This is a genomic window from Aquirufa regiilacus (genome assembly GCF_032470275.1).
Taxonomy (GTDB): Bacteria; Bacteroidota; Bacteroidia; order Cytophagales; family Spirosomataceae; genus Aquirufa; species Aquirufa regiilacus.
Genome location: NZ_JAVNWW010000001.1, coordinates 943,645 through 965,989 on the forward strand (window position 1 = coordinate 943,645; position 22,345 = coordinate 965,989).

General features: G+C 38.2%; 19 protein-coding genes and 1 tRNA gene. 12 read left to right on the forward strand and 8 right to left on the reverse strand.

Annotation, left to right across the window (positions count from 1 at the left end):
* The first annotated feature begins 34 nt into the window (after positions 1 to 34).
* The 6 genes from PQG45_RS04200 to PQG45_RS04225 all read left to right on the forward strand — a co-directional run bounded on the left by PQG45_RS04200 (position 35) and on the right by PQG45_RS04225 (position 5,517).
* Positions 35 to 1,657, forward strand: coding sequence for a 2-oxo acid dehydrogenase subunit E2 (locus PQG45_RS04200; protein ID WP_315575495.1), 1,623 nt, complete (start codon positions 35 to 37; stop codon positions 1,655 to 1,657).
* 61 nt (positions 1,658 to 1,718) lie between these two features.
* Entirely contained in the window at positions 1,719 to 2,582 is an 864-nt protein-coding gene (gene hisG / locus PQG45_RS04205; RefSeq protein ID WP_315575493.1) for an ATP phosphoribosyltransferase, read from the forward strand.
* Between the two features lies 1 nt (position 2,583).
* Positions 2,584 to 3,846, forward strand: a complete 1,263-nt coding sequence (gene hisD / locus PQG45_RS04210; protein WP_315575492.1) for a histidinol dehydrogenase — start codon at positions 2,584 to 2,586, stop codon at positions 3,844 to 3,846.
* Entirely contained in the window at positions 3,846 to 4,898 is a 1,053-nt protein-coding gene (hisC, locus tag PQG45_RS04215) for a histidinol-phosphate transaminase (RefSeq protein ID WP_315575491.1), read from the forward strand. The genes hisD and hisC overlap by 1 nt, the downstream gene beginning before the upstream one ends.
* Positions 4,895 to 5,440 (forward strand): hypothetical protein, encoded by a 546-nt coding sequence (locus tag PQG45_RS04220; RefSeq protein ID WP_315575490.1) that lies wholly within the window; start codon positions 4,895 to 4,897, stop codon positions 5,438 to 5,440. Before hisC ends, PQG45_RS04220 begins: the two co-directional genes overlap by 4 nt.
* 3 nt (positions 5,441 to 5,443) lie before the next feature.
* A tRNA-Ala gene (locus PQG45_RS04225) sits at positions 5,444 to 5,517 on the forward strand.
* Positions 5,518 to 5,550: 33 nt separating this feature from the next.
* Here PQG45_RS04225 and nspC read toward each other — a convergent pair.
* From nspC to PQG45_RS04245, 4 genes are read right to left on the reverse strand one after another with little or no spacing between them, the layout of a single operon-like run.
* Positions 5,551 to 6,684: a carboxynorspermidine decarboxylase gene (gene nspC / locus PQG45_RS04230; protein WP_315575488.1), complete on the reverse strand. Its 1,134-nt coding sequence runs from the start codon at positions 6,682 to 6,684 to the stop codon at positions 5,551 to 5,553.
* A 1-nt stretch (position 6,685) separates the two neighbouring features.
* A complete protein-coding gene (locus tag PQG45_RS04235; protein WP_315575487.1) occupies positions 6,686 to 7,900 on the reverse strand; it encodes a saccharopine dehydrogenase family protein in 1,215 nt (404 codons plus the stop codon).
* A gap of 54 nt (positions 7,901 to 7,954) precedes the next feature.
* A complete protein-coding gene (locus PQG45_RS04240) occupies positions 7,955 to 8,434 on the reverse strand; it encodes a C40 family peptidase (protein WP_315575485.1) in 480 nt (159 codons plus the stop codon).
* A 31-nt stretch (positions 8,435 to 8,465) separates the two neighbouring features.
* Positions 8,466 to 11,777 (reverse strand): UvrD-helicase domain-containing protein, encoded by a 3,312-nt coding sequence (locus tag PQG45_RS04245; RefSeq protein ID WP_315575484.1) that lies wholly within the window; start codon positions 11,775 to 11,777, stop codon positions 8,466 to 8,468.
* A gap of 110 nt (positions 11,778 to 11,887) precedes the next feature.
* Between PQG45_RS04245 and PQG45_RS04250 the strand changes: the two genes are divergently transcribed.
* The 4 genes from PQG45_RS04250 to PQG45_RS04265 are packed head-to-tail and all read left to right on the forward strand — an operon-like array spanning position 11,888 to position 17,629.
* Positions 11,888 to 13,534 (forward strand): CTP synthase, encoded by a 1,647-nt coding sequence (locus tag PQG45_RS04250; RefSeq protein WP_315575681.1) that lies wholly within the window; start codon positions 11,888 to 11,890, stop codon positions 13,532 to 13,534.
* Positions 13,535 to 13,548: 14 nt separating this feature from the next.
* Positions 13,549 to 15,363, forward strand: a complete 1,815-nt coding sequence (yidC, locus tag PQG45_RS04255; protein ID WP_315575482.1) for a membrane protein insertase YidC — start codon at positions 13,549 to 13,551, stop codon at positions 15,361 to 15,363.
* Complete coding sequence (gene hemL, locus PQG45_RS04260) at positions 15,363 to 16,652, forward strand: glutamate-1-semialdehyde 2,1-aminomutase (RefSeq protein WP_315575481.1); 1,290 nt, start codon at positions 15,363 to 15,365, stop codon at positions 16,650 to 16,652. The genes yidC and hemL overlap by 1 nt, the downstream gene beginning before the upstream one ends.
* A 2-nt stretch (positions 16,653 to 16,654) precedes the next feature.
* Positions 16,655 to 17,629: a glycosyltransferase gene (locus PQG45_RS04265; protein WP_316070337.1), complete on the forward strand. Its 975-nt coding sequence runs from the start codon at positions 16,655 to 16,657 to the stop codon at positions 17,627 to 17,629.
* On the opposite strand, the gene rfaD is transcribed toward PQG45_RS04265, so the two are convergent.
* Positions 17,607 to 18,572, reverse strand: a complete 966-nt coding sequence (gene rfaD, locus PQG45_RS04270; RefSeq protein WP_316070338.1) for an ADP-glyceromanno-heptose 6-epimerase — start codon at positions 18,570 to 18,572, stop codon at positions 17,607 to 17,609. The two genes, PQG45_RS04265 and rfaD, sit on opposite strands and share 23 nt — an antisense overlap.
* A 117-nt stretch (positions 18,573 to 18,689) precedes the next feature.
* On the opposite strand from rfaD, the gene PQG45_RS04275 reads away from it, so the two are divergent.
* Both PQG45_RS04275 and lpxB read left to right on the forward strand, forming a co-directional pair.
* Positions 18,690 to 19,112, forward strand: a complete 423-nt coding sequence (locus tag PQG45_RS04275; RefSeq protein WP_315575475.1) for a 6-pyruvoyl trahydropterin synthase family protein — start codon at positions 18,690 to 18,692, stop codon at positions 19,110 to 19,112.
* Positions 19,113 to 20,213, forward strand: a complete 1,101-nt coding sequence (gene lpxB / locus PQG45_RS04280; protein WP_316070339.1) for a lipid-A-disaccharide synthase — start codon at positions 19,113 to 19,115, stop codon at positions 20,211 to 20,213.
* On the opposite strand, the gene PQG45_RS04285 is transcribed toward lpxB, so the two are convergent.
* From PQG45_RS04285 to PQG45_RS04295, 3 genes are read right to left on the reverse strand one after another with little or no spacing between them, the layout of a single operon-like run.
* On the reverse strand, positions 20,198 to 20,761 hold the full coding sequence (locus PQG45_RS04285) for a 1-acyl-sn-glycerol-3-phosphate acyltransferase (RefSeq protein ID WP_316070340.1): 564 nt from the start codon (positions 20,759 to 20,761) through the stop codon (positions 20,198 to 20,200). The genes lpxB and PQG45_RS04285 overlap by 16 nt on opposite strands.
* On the reverse strand, positions 20,755 to 21,381 hold the full coding sequence (locus tag PQG45_RS04290) for an HAD family hydrolase (protein ID WP_316070341.1): 627 nt from the start codon (positions 21,379 to 21,381) through the stop codon (positions 20,755 to 20,757). The genes PQG45_RS04285 and PQG45_RS04290 overlap by 7 nt, the downstream gene beginning before the upstream one ends.
* Before the next feature lie 3 nt (positions 21,382 to 21,384).
* On the reverse strand, positions 21,385 to 22,341 hold the full coding sequence (locus tag PQG45_RS04295; protein WP_315575469.1) for an acetyl-CoA carboxylase carboxyltransferase subunit alpha: 957 nt from the start codon (positions 22,339 to 22,341) through the stop codon (positions 21,385 to 21,387).
* Positions 22,342 to 22,345 lie beyond the last annotated feature (4 nt).

The window sequence follows — 22,345 nt, forward strand, 5'->3', positions numbered from 1 at the left end:
ATAAAGCGTATTTTTGAAATTCAAATATAAAAGCATGGCTGAAGTAATTAGAATGCCCAAGATGAGTGACACCATGGTTGAAGGTGTTATTGCAAATTGGCTCAAAAAAGAAGGAGACGTAATTAAGTCTGGAGACATTATCGCTGAAGTTGAAACCGACAAAGCGACGATGGAATTAGAAAATTACGAGGATGGTACTTTATTATATATTGGCATTAAGGCCGGTGAAGCTGTACCTGTAGATGGAATCATCGCAGTCGTTGGAACCCCTGGCGAAGATTATTCAGCATTATTAGCTGCACCTTCAGCAGCTGCTCCTGCGGCAGCACCGGTCGCTGAAGCTCCGCAAGCTGCGGCTCCAGCACCTGCACCCGTTGCAGCAACAGCCCCAACAATCGATTTAAGTGACATTAAAGCTAAAGCCGTTCGAATGCCTAAAATGAGCGATACGATGGTTGAAGGTGTTATTGCCAAATGGTTGAAAAAAACAGGCGATGTCGTTAAGAGTGGTGATATCATAGCTGAAGTAGAAACGGATAAGGCAACGATGGAATTAGAGAACTATGAAGATGGAACTCTTTTATACATTGGAGCTAAGGAAGGTGAAGGTGTCATCGTTGATGGCATTATTGCTATCGTTGGAGAACCAGGGACAGATTTCCAACCTATATTAGCCGCTGAATCTGCTGCACCTGCAGCCGCTCCTGTGGTATCAGTAGCTGCACCTGCACCGGTTCAAGTTGCAGAGGCTCCTAAAGTTGTAGAAACGAAAGCAGCAGCTCCTGCACCTACAAAAGCTCGCATTTCAGAAGAATCCATTAAAGCATCTCCATTGGCTCGTGCTTTAGCAAAAGAAAAGGGATACAACTTAAATTGGATTCAGGGTACAGGCGAAGGTGGCCGTATTACAAAGAATGATATAGAAGATTATAACCCAAGTGCAGGTGGCGCCATGTCGACATTTGTATCGGGGGTTGAAAGCTTTGAAGATATCCCTAACAGCCAAATGCGCAAGACAATTGCGCGTCGTTTATCTGAATCTAAATTCAGTGCTCCAGAATTCTATTTAACGATGGAAATCAATATGGACAAAGCGATTGAGGCTCGTGTTAGTATGAACGAGGTATTACCTGTTAAGATTTCATTCAATGACATGGTCATCAAAGCAACGGCTTTGGCATTAACCAAGCATCCAAAAATTAATTCATATTGGATGGAGGATCGTATCCGCGTGAACAAGCATGTACATATCGGTATGGCAGTTGCTGTGGAAGATGGTCTATTGGTACCCGTGATTCGTTTTGCTAATGAAAAATCAATTGCACAGATTTCTTCTGAGGCAAAAGAATTAGGAGGTAAAGCGAAAAGCAAGCAATTACAACCGAAAGATTGGGAAGGTAATACCTTTACAGTAAGTAACTTAGGTATGTTTGGCATTGATCAATTCACCTCAATCATTAATTCACCAGAATCTTGTATATTGGCTGTAGGTGGAATTAAAGAAACGGTAGGAGTGAAAAACGGTCAATTTTATGCGACCAATATCATGAAATTAACTTTGACGTGTGACCATCGCGTTGCAGACGGAGCAGCAGGAGCAGCATTCTTGTTAACGCTAAAGCAATACCTCGAGGATCCACTTAAAATGTTCTTATAACATTTCATTTGTCAAGCCTCGAATTCATTCGGGGCTTGATTATTTTAAGCTTAAAATTCAGATGGAGTCACAAAATATTAGAATAGCAGTTCAGAAATCGGGTCGTTTAAGTGAAGAATCACTTAAACTATTCAAAGCATGCGGCATCAAATTTGAGTCGGGTGGATCTAAATTAAAGACCGTTTCCAGCAATTTTCCCATTGAATTCCTTTTCCTTCGTGACGATGATATTCCGGGTTATGTGGAAGATGGTGTTGCCGACTTAGGAGTTATTGGTGAAAATGTATTGATGGAACACATCCGTCAGGTAGATGTCGTAAAGGAATTAGGCTTTTCTAAATGTCGTTTATCGCTTGCGATTCCACGCAATGAGGAGTATTCGGGCATTGAATATTTCCAAGGCAAAAATATAGCTACCTCCTACCCTAACTTGACAAATGCATTTTTAACCAAGCAGGGAATTAAGGTTACGACACATGAAATTTCGGGTTCGGTTGAAATCGCACCAAGCATCGGTTTAGCAGAAGCTATTTGTGACATCGTATCTACGGGAGGAACTTTGTTAAGCAATGGGTTAAAGGAAGTAGCCACCGTTTTCCAAAGTCAAGCGGTATTAATTTCGAACCAACAACTAAGTAGTGAGAAACAAGCCATTCTTGCTAAGCTACTCTTTCGTATTGATTCCGTTCAACGTGGGCAAAATGCAAAATACGTTGTATTGAATGCGAAAGAGTCAGATTTAGAAAAAATTAAATCCTTATTACCGGGCATGAAGGCCCCATCTGTCATGCCATTAGCCGAGACTGGCTGGGTTTCGATCCACTCTGTGATTTCTGAAAATGATTTTTGGGACATTATTGAAGCATTACGCGAAGCGGGTGCTCAGGGGATTTTAGTGCTGCCAATTGAAAAAATGATTTTATAAGATGTATTCTATATTAAAATTTCCTGCTCAATCCACTTTCAAGCAAATAGTGACTCGTCCTTCACTGGACAGTCAATCGCTAGATACTTTAATTAAGGATGTATTTGAGCAAGTAAAATCAAGTGGTGATCAAGCGCTAAGAGATTTTACATTGAAATTTGAAAAGAAGAGCATTTCAGATCTTGCCTATACATCAGAAGAGATTTCGGAAAAAGCATCCTTAGTTCCTCAAGAACTTCAAGACGCCATTCAACTTGCCTACAACAACATTTACGCGTTTCACGAATCTCAAAAACTTGTTGAGAAGCGTATAGAAACGAGTCCCGGAGTTGTTTGTTGGCAAAAATCATCCGCCATCGAGCGCGTCGGCATCTATATCCCTGGAGGAACTGCCCCCCTATTTTCCACCATATTAATGTTGGCCATTCCTGCTCAAATAGCTGGTTGCAAGGAAGTCGTATTATGTACACCGGGAGATCATCCAGCTTTATTTTACGCGGCAAAACTATGTGGAGTGACGCAAATGTTTCGCATTGGTGGTTCACAAGCTATTGCTGCCATGGCACAAGGCACAGAAAGTGTTCCAGCTGTTTATAAAATATTTGGACCTGGAAATCAGTATGTCACTGCAGCAAAAATGTATGCTAACCGCTTAGGCGTGGCTATTGATATGCCTGCAGGACCCTCTGAGGTTGCTGTTTTCGCCGACGATTCAGCAAACCCAGCCTATATCGCATCGGATTTACTATCACAAGCAGAACATGGACATGATTCACAAGTAATACTTGTGAGTACATCGGAAACAATTCTGAATGAGTCCATCGAAGCCATAAAGTCGCAATTAGAGGAATTACCTCGTAAAGAATTTGCTCAAAGTGCATTAGAAAATTCACAATTCATTTTGTTGAAATCGAAAGAAGAAGCGATAGAATTATTAAATGAATACGGTGCCGAACATTTAATTTTAGCTTGCGAAAATCCAGAAGATTTTGCTGATTTTATCACAAATGCGGGATCCATCTTTTTAGGACATTATACGCCTGAATCAGCTGGTGATTATGCTTCAGGTACAAATCACACCCTACCTACCAATGGTTTTGCTAAGGCATATTCAGGTGTTAATTTAGATAGTTTTGTAAAAAAAATCACCTTGCAGTCAATCAGCAAAGCCGGATTAGAAAATATTGGACCTAGTATTATTCAAATGGCAGAAGCTGAATCCTTGCAGGCTCACGCTAACGCGGTAAAAATTCGATTAAGCTAATGGATTATCAAGCTTACATATTACCACATATTTGGAATTTAAAACCCTATTCATCGGCTCGCGATGAATTTAAGGGAAATGAAGGAATATTTCTTGATGCCAATGAAAATCCCATCGGTTCAGGTAACCAAATTGCAGCATGGAATCGCTATCCAGATCCTTTACAACACCAGATTAAATCGCAATTAGCTGAAATTAAAAATTGCCAAGAAAATCAAATATTCTTGGGGAATGGATCTGATGAGGCCATTGACTTATTAATGCGCATGACTTGCGCCTCAGATAAGCATAACATCATTCTTTGCCCGCCTACCTATGGGATGTATGAGGTCAGCGCATCAATAAATAACATTGCTATTCAACGCGTTAATTTAACCGCTGAATATCAATTAGACGTTCCAGCTATTCAGGCTGCTATAAATGAGCATACGCGTTTATTATTTATTTGTTCACCCAATAATCCTACCGGGAATAAAATTAACCGTAAGGATATATATACTCTATTAGAATCATTTAAAACAGGTTTTGTGATCATTGATGAGGCATATATTGATTTTTCAGATGAACCTAGTTTTATCTACGAATTAGCCAAATATCCACAGCTGATTGTTATGCAGACCTTATCCAAAGCCTATGGACTTGCGTCCTTACGTTTAGGTATGGCTTATGCGAATCCAATAATTATAAGTTTACTGAATAAGATAAAGCCTCCATACAACATTGGTGGTGCAACTCAACAAATCGTATCAAAAGCGCTTGAGGACAAACAATTTATAAAAGAAGCTATTGCCTTAATACAGTCAGAAAAGAAGCGACTTATTGCAGAATTTGAAAATATTCCACAGGTTCACCATATCCAACCTAGTCAGGCAAATTTTTTATTAGTTAAATTGCAAGATGCGCAAGCATTATTTGAGTACCTTATTCGAGAAAAAGTAATTACACGTAACCGATCAAGTGTTCCTTTGTGTGAAGATACAATTCGAATAACGATTGGTTTAGCAGCGGAAAATACAATCCTAGTGGAAAAGATTAAATCGTTTTACCTATGAAAAGCGCATATATACGAATTATATTATGTTTTGCCTTAATGCTTTCAAGTGAAGTATCGTTTGGCCAATTAAAGGATTGGGCCGCTGGATTTCGAGTGGGGGAACCTGGTGGATTTATGGCTAGAAAATACTCCGAAAATGGCGTAAATGCCATTGAAGTAAATATTGGTACTTATGGAGGCTTATGGGGCACCGACAGAAACTATCAGGATGGAACTTTTCAGAATATCGGTTTTTCAATTAATGCTTTATACTTATGGCATCATCCTACGTTGGTGAATGCTGATTTACATACGTATTATGGATTTGGGCCTCAAATTAACTCACGCGATTGGTATCCAAATAAAGTAAGTAATAATCAGGCAGATGGACGAAATCGGGTTTCTGGAATGGGCGCAACAGCTATCGGGGGGTTAGAATATTTCCCCATTGATGCTCCCAATCTTAGTTTCTTCTCTGAAATCGGCTTTTATGCTGAAATATTCCCCAGTCCATTTTTCATGAATTTACAAGGAGGATTAGGCGTTCGAGTGAATTTCTAATTAGGGGATGTAGCTCAGTTGGCTAGAGCGCTTGCATGGCATGCAAGAGGTCGTCGGTTCGAGCCCGATCTTCTCCACAAAAAAAGGACTTCATTTCGAAGTCCTTTTTTTTATAGGCGATCTTTAAATGATTCGTATCCAAAATGTTTAAATCGGTGATATTCACCATCCGACTTAATCATACCGATATCAGGCAAATTTACACCATTAAACGTAGTCGTTTTGACCATCGTGTAATGTATCATATCCTCAAAAATGATGCTATCACCTATTTCTAAGGGTTTGTCAAACGAATAATCGCCATAAAAGTCTCCCGCTAAACAAGTCATACCTCCAAAACGATAAGTTGGTTTACCAGATTCAGGTTCCGAGGAAGCAGAGCGAATACGCGGTTTATAAGGCATTTCCAACGTATCCGGCATATGTGCTGCAAATGATACATCTAGGATAGCTACGTCAATTCCAGCAGAATGAACAATATCCAATACCGTTGATTTTAAAAAACCCGTTTGCCAACCGACCGCAGAGCCTGGCTCAAGGATGATACTTAAATGCGGATATTTCGCTTTAAATGTTTTAAGCACTTGAATAAGGTGATCAACTTGATAATCAGCACGGGTGATTAAATGACCTCCACCTAAATTCAGCCATTTGGCTTGCTGTAATAAATCACCAAATTTAGCGTCAATGACAGCTAAAGTACGCTCTAGTACGTATGAATCATTTTCACAAAGGGTATGCGAATGTAAACCTTCAATACCTTCAGGCAATCGATCGCCTAAATCACTTCTTCTAATTCCTAAACGTGATCCTGCTATACAAGGATTATACATATCAGTTTCTACCTCCGCATATTCAGGATTAATACGAATCCCGCAAGAAATACCCTTGCTAGTAGCTTGAGAAGCAAATTGAGCCACCTGATTTAATGAGTTGAAAGTCATATGACTGGCATAGGACATAAACTCTTCAAATTCAGCGGGTAAATAGGCCGGTGTATAAGCATGGCATTTATTACCCATTTCTTCAAAGGCTAATCGAGCCTCATGCAAAGAACTAGCTGTAGCACCACTCAAATACTGTTTAACCGTAGGAAATACATGATAAAAAGAAAAACCTTTTAAAGCACAAATAATCTCCACTCCTGCTTCTTGTTGAACACGTTGCAAAAGTTTTAAATTATTTAGTAATAAGTTTTCTTCTAATACGTAAGCGGGAGAAGAAATTTCGGGAAATAGCTGCATCCTAGTATTCGTGAGGCAATTCGCCATTAACTTCTTCGTTCCAAGGTAATCCGTGAACATTCAATAATTCCATAAATGGATCTGGATTGAATTCTTCAACATTATAAACACCAGGTTTAAGCCATGTACCTTCACAAATAAGCGCGGCACCAATCATCGCTGGAACACCTGTTGTGTACGACACGCCTTGAGCTTGAACCTCTTTGTAACAATCTGCATGATGGCAATTGTTATACACATAGTAAGTGGCATCCTTTCCGTCTTTCACGCCTTTGATCTGACAACCAATAGACGTTTGACCTGAATAATTCTCACCTAATGTACCTGGTTCTGGCAAAACAGCCTTTAAAAATTCCAAGGGAACAATATCCAGGCCATTGAATTTAATTGGCTGAATAGATGTCATCCCTACATTCTGTAACACCTCCAAATGAGTTAAATAGGCTTGACCAAATGTCATCCAAAAACGAGCTCGCTTAATGCTAGGGAAGTTTTTCGTTAAGGACTCTAATTCCTCATGATATAACAAATAAGATTCCTTCGGCCCAATATTTGGGTAACTGATTGGCTTATGAATTGACATCGCGTCAATCTCAACCCACTGTCCATTTTCCCAATACTTACCTTTTTGTGTAATCTCACGAATATTAATCTCAGGATTAAAATTGGTAGCGAAAGCTTTACCATGATCACCTGCATTGCAATCGATGATATCCAAGTAATGCATTTCATCAAAATAGTGCTTGTTAGCGTAAGCTGTATAAACACCCGTAACGCCTGGATCAAATCCACAACCTAATAAGGCCATCAAACCTGCTTCTTTGAAGCGCTCTTGATAAGCCCATTGCCATGAATATTCGAATTTAGCTACATCCTTAGGTTCATAGTTAGCCGTATCCATGTAATGAACACCCGTCGCTAAACAAGCATCCATAATGGTTAAATCTTGATAAGGCAATGCTACATTAATCACCATGAACGGCTTTTCAGTAGTAAATAATGCGACCAAAGCTGGAACATCATCCGCATCAACTTGACGTGTTTGAATCTGTGTAGGCAGACCTATTTTCTTAGCTTCTTCAGCAATAGCATCACATTTTTTCAATGTTCTAGATGCTAAAACAACTTCTGAAAAGAAGGCAGGATTCATTGCACACTTTTTGGCAACGACATTACCTACTCCACCTGCTCCAATAATGATTACTTTTTTTCCCATGATGTATTTAAAAATGCATGCAAAAATACGCTAAGTCTACGGAGAAACAATCGTTCAATTTGAATTATTTTTATAAGGTCGCAATGATTTAACATAGGCCTTTATCCAATACTTTGATTGCAATAAGTCTTCCCTGACTCCTTTACTCGTACTAGCATGAATAAAATAGATGGCATCTGCAGATTTAATTTTTGTAACTAATCCAACATGATTAATAGTGCGCGCATTATTTGTTTTGAAAAATAACCAATCTCCTTCACGAATATCTGCTAGGTCAACCGAGGCTCCAAATAAGGCTTGTTGGGAAGTAGGACGCGGAATCAACAAATTATTATCAGCATAAACTCGGAATAAAAATCCCGAACAATCCATCCCATATTCATCAGTACCTCCATTACGATAAGGAACACCTTGATAGAGAAATGCAGTTTCAATAAGGTTATTAATTTCTTTAGCCGAATAAATCGCCTCAACCCCGTGATTAGCCGAAAATAAGTGACCTACACGTCGCGTGAGCTGACAGGATTCCAACATGAGCATTAAGATCCCAAAACTTATATATAGCCTATACTGCTTCAATGATTTGCGTTTCAATGTAAATAAGAACGGCTTTAACTGAATTGTATCCCAGTTCCACCAAATATTTTTTATATTTTTCTAACTGAGTCCGATGTTTATCCTCCGCCTTACCCGTTTTAAAATCGATAATGATTACATCATCTTGTTGTTTAATCACGCGATCGGGCCGAATAATGGTACCATCAGGACAAAGTATGTCTCTTTCTGAAAATAGTAATTCATTCGGCTGAAAAAAGGACTTTATCGCATCATTTAACATGAATGCTTCTAACAAAGACACCGTTTCTTCGTCTATTTGTTGGAAGACCTTATCCTTGTTTTGAACATAATACTCAAAATCCGGAATTTTAGACAAAATTGCGTGAACGCGATCTCCCCTATCTCGCTTAGATTGCGCACTTGTAAACAAATCATCTTTATTCGTTTGAATACGAAAATCAACTTCCGTTTGAATTTCAGTAGTCAAAGCAATTGACTTCTCTTGAATGGAAACCTCGGTATGTGCATACTTTCGGAATTGAGGAGCATTTTGCAATAAATAATAATCAACTGAATCCTTCTCAAAAATATAATCAGGAATAGTAGCACTAAAATCAGCATTTGAAAGGCAATAATCCAATACGACCTGACCTAACGATTTTTGAAAAGTTGATTTAGTCATGGCATGAGAACCCTCATTGGGCTTCGCCAATAATATATGTAAATGCTGTTTAGGGCGCGTGAACGCTACATATAACATATTCAACGAATCTAAAAATACGGAATCATATTCATTTTGTTGTTGTAATGCTAACGAATCAAAATTCTTAAGTTCTTTGGGGATTACTTTCCCATAGAAATAATTCAAGGCGCGATCTTCCTGCAAACGCAAAGCGTCATAATCTAAAGGTTTTAAATCAAACCAAATTTGCTCCGAATTGGGTTGGTGTGTCCAAGATACAAAAGGACTAATGACAACCGGATATTCCAGTCCTTTGGAACGGTGAATACTGGTAATCGTTATCGCGTTGTCGCTTTCTGGACTTGCAATACTAAAAGAAGCCTTATTCGTATCATAATAAGTTAAGAATGCCGTAAAGTCATCTGATTTTTGTAATACAAATTCATTAATGATATCCAGTAACTTAAATAGATACTCAATTTCTAGCGTATGACGAGTCAAATTGAATGTGGAAACTAAGCCATAAACCCAAGCGACTACATGTGACTCATCAGCCTGAAACACGTATCCCTTCTTTTCAAAAAAGGCTATTGCATGGCTGTAATAATTAATGTTTTTAGGATGCTTAATTTCTAATAGCTCAAAATCTAGCGACTCTTGGCATAAATCTGCAAATTGAAAAAGCAGCTCTTTGTACAAAAAATCATCATGAGCCTGAGTCTTCAAGCGCATGAACGAAATTAAGAAACCAACAACTTTGGCATAATGCACCAATAAGGAATCCGAAGAAATTACGGGAATATTACGTTCTTTCAGTTGAATCGCTAAAAATTTGGATTGCTTATTTTTACGAGTTAAAATGGCAATATCCTTATATTGAAATCCCGATTTTAATTCATGATCAATTAACTCTAAGATTCGATTCAACATCCATTCTGCTTCCAATTCAGCATGATTACCTGCCAAAGGCTTATGGTAAACCAACACATCTACTTGACCAGAAAATTTACTAGAACTTACTTGGGGCTTTTGTATTAAATCAACCCCATAGGTTGGAGAAACCAATGTAGATAGCTCCTGGTATGAAGGATTAACGGCAATCCATGCAAAGAATTCATTATTAAACTGCACAATTTCATTCGCACTACGGTAATTAGATTCAAGATTATTCAGTACCCGATTTTCTTTTAAATAATAGAAGCGTTCGAGGTCTAACGAGTTTTCTTGAAGTTTTTGTTCGATGAACAAACTGTCTTCTGATTTTAAGGATGATATTAAGCCTACTTCGCCACCACGGAATTTATAGATCGATTGTTTAGCATCACCTACAATGAGATTCTTCTTTCCTTGAGATACGGCATGTTCTAATAAGGGCATAAAATTCTGCCATTGTAAAATGGATGTATCCTGAAATTCATCAATTAAAATGTGATTGTAGCGATCCCCTAATTTTTCATAGATGAATGGAACCGGGTCATTTGCAATGATATCATAAAGTCTTTTTGAAAATTCAGAGATCGAAACGACAGAATGATCATCTTGAAATTGGTGAAGTTCTTGTGTAATCGAAGCCAATAAGGCTATTTTCTTTAAGTCCTTCTTGATTAATTTAAATAAGAAATACCGCGAAGCCTCGGAATCATATAATTCAATGAATGCTTGTCCAATAGCCGATAATTGATCAGAAACAGCAGCGACTTGCTCTTTGATTGCGTCATCCTGCGCACTGGATGTCCAAACTCCTGATGATACACCTGAACGCAAGTAGGATAATTTATGCTCCTCAAATTCACCCAAACCCACAATTTTATTAAAATAACCAGCACAGGAATTCTTACCATGGGCCAACATATCTCCTTCAATATGTGCGTCTGCAAGCACTTGAAGAAATTGATTCGCAAGCTGAATTAACGCGTTGTTAATTTCAGCCATGGCTAATTCTACTTGTCTTTCTATCTGAAGAAAATCTGAAATTCGTAAAGGATCCATATCCTTTTTGATTTTGTAATAATCCTCGTTCAAGCAAATCTTCAAGAAATCATGTAGATTTTGTCGCAATAAATTCCAACTGCGGCCTTCCCCAACCTCTGATTTCGCAAAATCAATAATCAAATTTGTAATAACAGGATCACCTTGTTGGTTGACCTTATCAAGTAATTGGTCAATCAGCTGATCCATAAGTTGATTCGAATCCAGCAATACTTCAAATTGACTAGGAAGATTGAGCTCTTCGATAAAACTAGAACTTAAGCGCTGAACAAATGCATCAATTGTCATGACAGAGAACAGACCATAATCCTGCAAAATCTGCTGCTGAGCGATTTGAGCACGTTTGATAAGTTCAGCATCTGAAATAACAATATTCGCTAGCTGATAATCCCGTTGAATATTACTGATAATCCCTCGATAGGTAGCTTCCTCCTCGTTTGACAATGTTTCTACTGCTGCAATACCGGATAAAAATTCGATGATACGCGAGCGCATTTCTTCAGCAGCTTTGGTAGTAAAGGTTACCGCCAAAATCCTGCGGAAATACCCCCTACTTTCGTAAGCTTGCAATGCCAACTTGATATACTCAACAGTAAGCGTATAGGTTTTGCCAGAACCAGCAGAGGCGGAATAAAGTTGGAGGGACATAAAAACTTAAAAAAACTATCTACAATGCAAGATAAAATAAAAATAGGATTAATTCGATGTGGTTTAAATTCGTATCTTTGTTTCCCGTAACCAATAAACAAAACAAAAGAATGTCTGGCAAGGGGAATAATAAAAAAGCGAAGTACATTTTTGTTACGGGCGGAGTAACAAGTTCATTAGGAAAAGGCATCATAGCCTCTTCATTAGCCAAATTATTACAAGCAAGAGGGCTGACTTGCACCATTCAAAAATTCGATCCATATATTAACATTGACCCAGGCACATTAAATCCATATGAGCATGGTGAGTGTTACGTAACCAATGATGGAGCAGAAACTGATTTGGATTTAGGACATTATGAGCGTTTCTTGAACACCCCTACAAGTCAAGCGAATAATATTACAACAGGGCGTGTCTACCACAATGTTATTACAAAAGAACGTAAAGGCGATTATTTAGGTAAAACGGTACAAGTAGTTCCCCATATCACGGATGAAATCAAACGTAATATTTTGATTTTAGGCGAAACAGGGAAGTTTGACATTGTTATTACAGAAATTGGTGGTTGTGTAGGTGATATTGAATCATTGCCATTTATTGAGGCAGCTCGCCAACTAAAGTGGGATTTGGGCGAAAAGAATACCTTGTTTATTCATCTAACGCTAATACCTTATTTAGCTTCTGCTGGTGAATTAAAAACGAAACCAACACAACACTCTGTAAAACAATTATCAGAGTCTGGAATTCAACCCGATATTCTAGTTTGCCGGACAGAACATCCACTTCCTCAAGAAATGAAGAAGAAAATCGGATTATTCTGTAACGTATCAGAGCAAGATGTAATCGAAGCACGTGATGCAGAGACTATTTATGATGTACCTATGTTAATGAAGGAAGAACGTCTGGATAGCCGTGTTCTTTATAAATTAGATATATACAATGATAAAGACTCTAATCTAAGCGCTTGGTCGAACTTTTTGACCAAATTAAAAAATCCAAAGTTTGAAATAACAGTAGGACTTGTAGGAAAATATGTTGAATTGAAGGATTCTTATAAATCCATTGCAGAAGCATTCATCCACGCAGGTGTTGCTAATGAAATTAAGGTAAATGTTAAATGGATCTCATCGGAAACGGCAGAAGATAACATCGAGGAATCTTTAGCTGGATTAGATGGAATTCTTGTTGCTCCGGGTTTCGGAGAGCGCGGTATTCAAGGCAAAATTAATGCAGTTAAATATGCACGTGAAAACAATATTCCATTCTTAGGTATTTGCTTAGGTATGCAATGTGCCGTAATCGAATTTGCTCGTAATGTAGTAGGATTAGAAAATGCACATTCCTTTGAAATGAATCCCGAAACTCCATACCCTGTCATTGATTTGATGCATTCTCAAAAAGATGTATCTGAAAAAGGAGGTACTATGCGTTTAGGAGCTTATCCTTGCAAAATTGAAAAAGGAACTAATGCCTTTAAAATTTATGGCAAATCACTTATTCAAGAACGCCACAGACATCGTTATGAATTTAACAATGAGTATTTAAATCAATTTAACGTGGCAGGAATGGTAACCTCGGGAATTAATCCAGATACCAATTTAGTTGAAATCGTAGAATTGCCGAATCACCCATTTTTTGTAGGTGTTCAATTTCACCCAGAATATAAGTCAACCGTAGAGGCGCCTTCGCCCCTATTTGTTCAATTTATTAAAGCAGCATACCAACATGCTGTTCCATTCATCAAAAACTCAAAGTAGTTTATTAACTTATTATGGATAAGAATTCAATCTCAGGTATTGTACTCATCATGGCCATGTTACTTGGCTATCAATATTTCTTTGCACCCAAAGAACCTGTACAAACAAACAGTGAAGTTGTGACCGCTAAACAAGTTAGTCCTGCAGCAAAATCAACGAAAGCAGCAGCGTTAACCGTTGTAGCAGATTCTAGCATTCAGGTCAAAGAACAATTGTACACACTTGAAAACGAAAACTTGCGTATTACGCTTTCCAATTATGGGGGTAAATTAGTTTCCGTTCAATTGAAAAACTACAAGAGTTATAAAACTTACACAGCGAATAAGAAAGATGGCATCGTATTATTTGATGCTCAAAAAGACTTATTTGATGTAGAAATTCCTACGAATGGTAAGAAGTTAGTTTTAGGGAAATTGGTATATCAAGCACTTGAATCTAAAAACCAGGTGAGCTTTACCAGTACATTGCCAAATGGTAAAAACATCATTCAGACCTATCAATTACCAGAAACAGGGTTCGAGTTGGCCTATACAATCGGTGCAAAAGCAATAGCACCTGAATTAAGCGGAAACGAATACTTTATTCATTGGAAAGAAAATGTAACCCAAACGGAAAAAGATGCCCAAGAGGAACGCAAAGCGACGATTAATTATTTGTTAACTGAAGACGAGGAATTTGATTACCTCAGCGAAAATCCAACATCGGTAACAAATGAAAATCTAAGTCAATCTATTCAATGGGTATCCTTCAAAAAGAAATACTTCTTGGCAGGTTTAGTTCCACAAGGTACTATGTTTACAAAGGCCAATTTAACGGCAACCCCCAACGTAACAGATACTGTTGCCATTAAAACATTGGATGCTCAATTAGTTGCACCAATGGGTGATTTAAGTACGGGAAAATCAGGATTCAAATTTTACTTTGGGCCAAACGATTATTCAATTGTCAAGAACATCGCTCCTTCATTCGGCAAGAATGTTAAATTGAGTTATGATTTCTTATTGCCAATAACGAAGTACATTTTCGTTCCATTATTTGACTTTTTAGAAAGTATCATCTTCAATTATGGACTGCTAATCATCGTTTTGGTACTAATTATTAAAACAGCATTGCTGCCTTTGACATATAAATCATATGTCTCCATGGCTAAAACACGTATTTTGGCTCCAGAGATCGCAGCAATCAAAGAGAAAATTGGTGATGATCCAGCGCGAGTACAACAAGAAACGATGAAGTTGTATGGAGAAGTTGGCGTTAATCCGCTAAGTGGTTGTATTCCAGTATTGGCAACCATGCCTGTGTTAATGGCGGTATTTATGTTGTTCCCGAACTTGATCAACCTACGTCAGGAATCATTCCTTTGGGCAGAAGATTTATCTACGTATGATTCTATTTTGAATTTACCGTTTAATATCCCTTTCTATGGTTCTCACATCAGTTTGTTCTGTTTATTGATGACGGTTTCTCAACTGGCATATGGATATTACAATAATCAAATTACACCGGATCAACCTGGTCAGCCTATCAACATGAAAATGATGGCTTATGTTACCCCTGTTATCTTCATGTTTGTAATGAACTCCTTCCCTGCGGGGTTAAGTTTCTACTATTTCATTTCCAATTTAGTTACGATTGGCCAACAGTTGGCAATCCGCAAATTTGTTAATGAAGATAAAATCAAGGCCTTGTTGGATGCGAACCGTGCCAAAATTAAAGCTGGTGGAGGTGCTAAAAAATCACGTTTTTCAACTTACCTTCAAACGCAATTGAAGACGATGGAAGAGCAACAAAAGGCAGCAGCAGATCAAAAAAAAGGTAAGAAAAAATAATGGGAACATTAAGTAATACATATTTTGAAAAAGCTAAAACCCTAATTCCAGGTGGGGTTAATTCACCGGTTAGAGCTTTCAAATCTGTAGGAGGAAACCCGGTATTTATTCAATCAGCCAAAGGCGCCTATTTAAAAGATGTCGATGGAAACGAATACATTGATTTAATAGGTTCTTGGGGTCCTATGTTATTTGGTCAAGCGCACCCTGTTATTGAGAATGCTGTTCGAGAAGCATTATCCGATGGGTTTTCATTTGGTGCACCAAGTTTAAAAGAGGTACTTATTGCGGAAAAAATCGTTTCGATGATTCCGTCATTTGAAAAAGTTCGTTTAGTTAATTCCGGTACGGAGGCAACGATGGCAGCCATTCGCCTAGCTCGTGCCTATACGAAACGTGATAAAATCATCAAATTCGAAGGTTGCTACCATGGACATGGTGATTCCTTTTTAATCGCTGCTGGTTCAGGTGTAGCCACATTAGGAACACCTGACAGTCCGGGAGTAACTGAGTCTACAGCACGAGATACACTTACCGCTGTTTTTAATGATTTGAATTCATTGAGCAATCTGTTCGATGCAAATCCAGGGGCTGTGGCTGCTGTTATCGTTGAACCAGTAGTCGGGAATATGGGCTTAGTGATTCCAGCCGATGGATACTTGGCAGGTTTACGTAGCTTATGTGATCAGCATGGCGCCTTACTCATCTTTGATGAAGTGATGACAGGTTTCCGTCAATCAGCGAGTGGATATCAAGGTGTGTGTGGCGTACAACCGGATTTAACCACCTTGGGTAAAATTATCGGAGGTGGTTTACCCGTAGGCGCATATGGCGGCAAAGGCAAAATCATGGATATGATTGCACCCGCTGGTCCTGTTTATCAAGCAGGTACTTTGAGTGGAAATCCATTAGCTACAACAGCAGGCCTTGCCATGTTAAACCTAATTACAAACGACCTGGCCGTGTATGAACGCTTAGCAAGCAAAGGCGAATCCATTAAAAATGGAATTCGTCAACAATTGAATAGCTTAGGTAAAAAGTATACAATCAACCAGTTGGGTTCTATGTTTACACTTTTCTTCACAGATGTAGCTGTAAACAATTTCAATGATGCTAAAACAGCTGATTTAAATCTATTTGGCCAATATTTCCAAGGAATGCTTCGTCGGGGAGTTTACCTACCACCTTCACAATTCGAATCATGGTTTATTTCAGATGCCATCGGTGATGATGAAATCGCGAAGATTTTGGCAGCTAGTGAAGCTACATTAACTGAAATGTTTTCATAAACATGCAATTTAGCGTAATTATTCCGGTCTATAATCGCCCCCAAGAACTGGACGAATTATTGGCATGTTTAACAAAACAAAGCTATACCAATTTCGAAGTCATCATTATTGAGGACGGCTCACAACTCGATTCAAAAAGCATCGTTGATCAGTATCAAAAACAATTATCAATTTCCTATTATGTTAAGGAAAATGGTGGACAAGGCTTTGCCCGCAATTATGCCTTTGAAAGAGCTAAAGGCGACTTCTTTGTCATATTAGATTCAGATGCGTTAATTGAATCCAATTATTTGCAAGCCGTATTTACTGGTATACAACGTGATAAACTTGATTTATTTGGTGGTCCGGATCAGGACCATCCTTCGTTTACTGCCGTCCAAAAGGCCATCAGCTTTGCCATGACCAGTTTGTTTACAACGGGAGGAATACGAGGAAAGGCTAAGAATGTAGGAGGCCAATTTCATCCACGGAGTTTCAACATGGGCATCTCACGTGAAGTTTGGGAGAAAACTCAAGGTTTTAAAATTACACGCATGGGAGAAGATATCGAATTCAGCATTCGTTGTATTTCTCTTGGATTTAAATCAGGCTTACTACCTGAAGCATTTATCTACCATAAACGTCGGACAAGCTTCAAACAATTTTATAAGCAAATCCATTTTTTTGGTCGGGCACGAATCAATATTTCACGATTCTATCCCGCAGAGCTAAAATGGGTTCACTTCTTCCCTGCCTGTTACTTTATCTATTTTTGGAATACACTCTTGTTGAATATCCTTTTGCCCACTTTAGGCAACTTCATGTTTATGGGACTCTCGCTTTATTGGTTAGCCATTTTACTCGATGCGTTTACAAAAACAAAAAGCCTAAAAGTGAGTCTTTTAGGCTTAATTGCGGCCAACATTCAGTTATTGGCTTACGGTCAAGGATTCATTGAAGAAGGAATCAAAAAAATTACCAGTACTTCGCAGGAATAAGGTAATTCTGAACATAATCATTCACACCCGCTTCCAAGGAATAAAAAGGCTTATCGTAGCCAATGGATATCAATTTATTCATATTTGCTTCGGTAAAGTATTGATATTTATCACGTATATCTTCTGGCGTATCGATGTAAGCAATATCGGTATCCTTCCCCATGGCAACAAAAGTTGATCTCCCCAAATCGTTAAATGAGCGTGCCATTCCTGTTCCAAGGTTATAAATACCTGAATTTTTACGATGCTCCATCAAAAAGATACAAACAGACACTAAATCTTTTACATAGATAAAATCACGCATTTGTTCGCCGTCTGCAAAATCTGGCCGATGTGATTTAAATAATTTCAAACTACCCGTCGAATTAATTTGATTGTATGCATGATAGACAACAGATGCCATACGATTTTTATGGTATTCGTTGGGGCCATAAACATTAAAGAATTTCAAACCTGCCCAATAAAATGGTTTCTTTTCTTGAGCCAAAGCCCAGATATCAAATTCATTTTTTGAAACGCCATAAGGATTTAATGGACTCAATTTAGGAATCATCACTTCATTATCATCATAACCCAATTCCCCTAATCCATATGTAGCTGCAGATGAAGCGTAAACCAATGGGATTTGATAATCGATACATTTATTCCAAAGCATTTTCGAATAAGCTACATTCAACTCATCAAAGATCACAGTATTAAACTCTGTTGTATCCGTTCGGGCGCCAATGTGAAAACAAAATTCCACTTCACGGTAATTTGCATCCATCCATGCAGCTAAATCGGTCCGTTCAACACGTTCCATTATCTTTTTGCCAACTAAGTTTTTGTTCTTTTCTGGAAATGAAAAATCATCAACTGCAATAATATAGTTGAAATTCAATTCATTCAATTGAGCGATCAAACAACTACCAATAAAACCAGCTGCACCCGTTACAATAATCATAATAAAGCTATTTAAGCAACAAATTTACGCATATTCTGAATAGCTTTTGTACCTTTGTGAAATAATTGGATTGTCTGCTACTGTTTTCCCAGACGTCCTTCACGCAAACTGAAAACAATGGTCTACGTAATCCGTAAGGAACATTTCAACGCCGCTCACCGGCTCTTCAATCCAGCTTGGACAGAAGAAAAAAATCAAGAAGTATTTGGCTTGTGCGCAAATAATAATTGGCATGGTCACAATTTTGAGTTAATTGTCACGGTAAAAGGTATTCCGGATATCGATACTGGATTTGTCTTTGATTTAAAGACCTTAGGGGATTTAGTTAAAAAAGAAATTATTGATAAAGTTGACCATAAGAACCTCAACTTAGATGTTGATTTCATGGAGGGTAAATTAGCCAGTTGCGAGATACTCATTATGGAATTTTGGAAGATATTAGCGCCCAAAATTTTAGAAAATTCTAATACAGCTACCTTGCATAAATTGCATTTAATCGAAACAAATAAAAATTCTGTCGAATATTACGGAGAACAATAGATGAAATACTTTATTCTAGCTGGGGAAAAATCAGGCGATTTACATGGATCAAATTTGATTCGTGAGATCGTGAAGATTGACCCACAAGCAGAAATAAAGGCCTGGGGTGGAGACGGCATGCAAGAGGCAGGAGCGGAAATCCTTATTCATCACAAGGAATTAGCCATCATGGGGCTATTAGGCGTATTGCAAAATATTCAACGACTCAAAGGTTTATTTACGAAGTTTGGAAGTCAAATCGAAGCATTCCAACCCGATACCATCATTTTTATTGATTATGGCGGCTTCAACTTGAAAGCAGCACGCATCGCTAAAATCAAAGGATTCCATACGCAATTCTACATTGCTCCTAAAGTGTGGGCATGGAATAAAGGGCGTATTGAGGACATCAAAAAATGGATAGATGAACTATATGTTATTTTTCCATTTGAATTAAATTTATTCAAAGAAAAGGGCATTCGTACCCATTATGTGGGTAATCCGCTTCAAGATGCGGTTAGCGAATTTTCTCCTGCTCCCAACTTCGTATCGGACGAAAAGATCAAACAACCCTATATCGCGCTACTTGCAGGTAGTAGAAAGCAAGAAATAAAAAGTGCACTGCCAGTATTTGCTCAATTAGCCGTTGAAAACCCTGAGGTCAATTTTATCGTAGCTGGAATTTCAGAGTGGAAAGAATTATATACCAACTACCCAATCCGGGTATTATATGACCAAACCTACGATATTTTGAGTCACGCGCATGCAGCCGTTGTCACTTCAGGAACAGCAACACTTGAAACGGCTTTGTTTAAAATACCTCAAATCGTGGTGTATAAAACCGATTGGTTATTTTATTCCTTGGCCAAATTGCTGGTTAAAATAAAATTCATCTCACTCGTCAACATCATATTAGACAAATTAGCTGTACCCGAGTTAATTCAAGTTCATTTTACAAGCCAACATATTCAATTAAAATTGCATAAACTCATGCAGGAAAACAGTACTGAAAGACAAGAGCAATTAGCCGACTACCAAAAATTAGCGGAGCTCATCGGTCCAGCGGGTGCATCGAATGAGACCGCTAATTTAATTGTTCAAGCGGCTCAATCAGCCAAGTAATTCTTTATCCACGTTTTTTGAACACCTGGAATTGTTGAATAGTATTGAGCAATAACTTTTTTATCTACCTCAAAATCACCTGTTGGATAAAACGGATCACGAATTTTAATTTCTTTATTTACATAATCAAATCCAATCATCATAATCGGGACATTTGCTTGAACAGCAATGTGGTAAAAACCCGTCTTTAGTTTATCCACATCTTTACGGGTACCTTCTGGAGCAAGAACAGCGTGAAATGTTTCCTTGCTATTGTATATATCTACAATTGAGCCGACCAAATTCGTATTCTTCGAACGATCCACCGGGTAACCTCCTAACCAAGAAAACACACCACCAAAAAATCCATCAAAAAGCTCTTTCTTGCCCCAATATAAAATTGGTAATTTCAATAAAGAGCGCGCACCTAATCCAACAGGAAAATCTTTCCATGTAGCATGCGGGCAAACAATAACGACCGTTTTGTCTAAATCTCTTGGAATATTACCTACAAGTTTCCAACCGGCAGCTTTGAATAAAAAATCGAAAATAGGGCTTGAAATTAACATAAAGTATTAATGTGTTGTTGAATTTGGTGTAAGGAATTATTAGGATCAATTAAAATAGCTTCCCAACCAAAATTAATTGCTGATTCTATATTATGCACATTATCATCAAAAAAAACAACCTGATGGTCTTGTAATTGATTCTCAACGACAACTTGGTGATAAATAGAAACATCAGGTTTTACGACCCCCATCTGAAATGAAAGATGGACTTTCGTAAAAGCATCAAAAATATGGTAATTCGGGAAGTTCGGTTGAAGAAATAAATTCGAATGAATATTACTCGTATTACTTAGCAAGTATATTGGAAACCTTGATTTCAAATCCTTAATATATTGGCAGAGATTTTCATCAAAACGCAATAGTAAGGAATTAAATGCCGAATGAAATTGTTCAGAAGTACAAACTAATTGGAGTCGATTTACCAAGAACGCTTCAAATTCCCTATCCGTCTGAAGACCCGCTTCATAAGCAGACCATAAAGCTTCATTCAACGTAATCTGCTTGATTTCAGCAGCATTATATTGCGTTGATAGTAAAGCAAAAGCCTCATACGTTTTATCTAAATCAATAGGCAACAGTACATTCCCTAAATCAAAGACGAGCGCATGAGGCCTCTTCATAACCTATTCAACAACAACGCCCATTCGACCGAATTTCTCGATACGAGCCATGATGCGTTCTTGTGGATCTATTTTAGCTAATTTAGCAAGCTCTTCTTTAACAACCGCTTTCACTCTAGCAGCAGCTGAATCTGGGTCTAAATGAGCGCCTCCCAAAGGTTCTGGAATTATTCCATCAATTAGGCCATTCGATAACATGTCCTCAGCCGTTAGCTTCAATGCTTCAGCTGCTTGTTCTTTGTAATTCCAGCTTCGCCATAAAATAGACGAACATGATTCAGGAGATATAACAGAATACCATGTATTCTCCATCATGAGTACTTTATCTCCGACAGCAATACCCAAAGCACCACCAGAAGCTCCTTCACCTATAATAATACAGATAACAGGCACCTTTAACATAAACATATCGCGGATATTGCGTGCAATAGCTTCACCCTGCCCTCTTTCTTCCGCCTCTAAACCAGGAAAAGCACCCGGCGTATCGATCAAACATACGATAGGCTTATTGAATTTCTCTGCCATTTTCATCAGGCGAAGTGCCTTACGATAACCTTCCGGATTCGGCATACCAAAATTACGCATTTGACGCTGTTTGGTATTACGTCCTTTTTGTTGGCCTATGAACAAGACCGAATACTCGTCATCAATATTACCGAAACCACCCACCATCGCCTTATCATCAGCAACATTACGATCTCCGTGTATTTCAATAAACTCGGTGCACATCTTTTCGATGTAATCAAAGGTATAAGGACGATCGGGATGACGTGATAATTGAACACGTTGCCAACGAGTCAAATTAGCAAAGGTTTCCTTTTTCAATTCTAAAATTTTATCTGTTAGTGATGCCACAGCACCGGAAACGTCTACATTATTTTCTAATGCCAATTTGCGCATCTCGATCAACTTATCCTCTAACTCCGCGATCGGCTTTTCAAATTCTAATAATGTTCTCATGCTG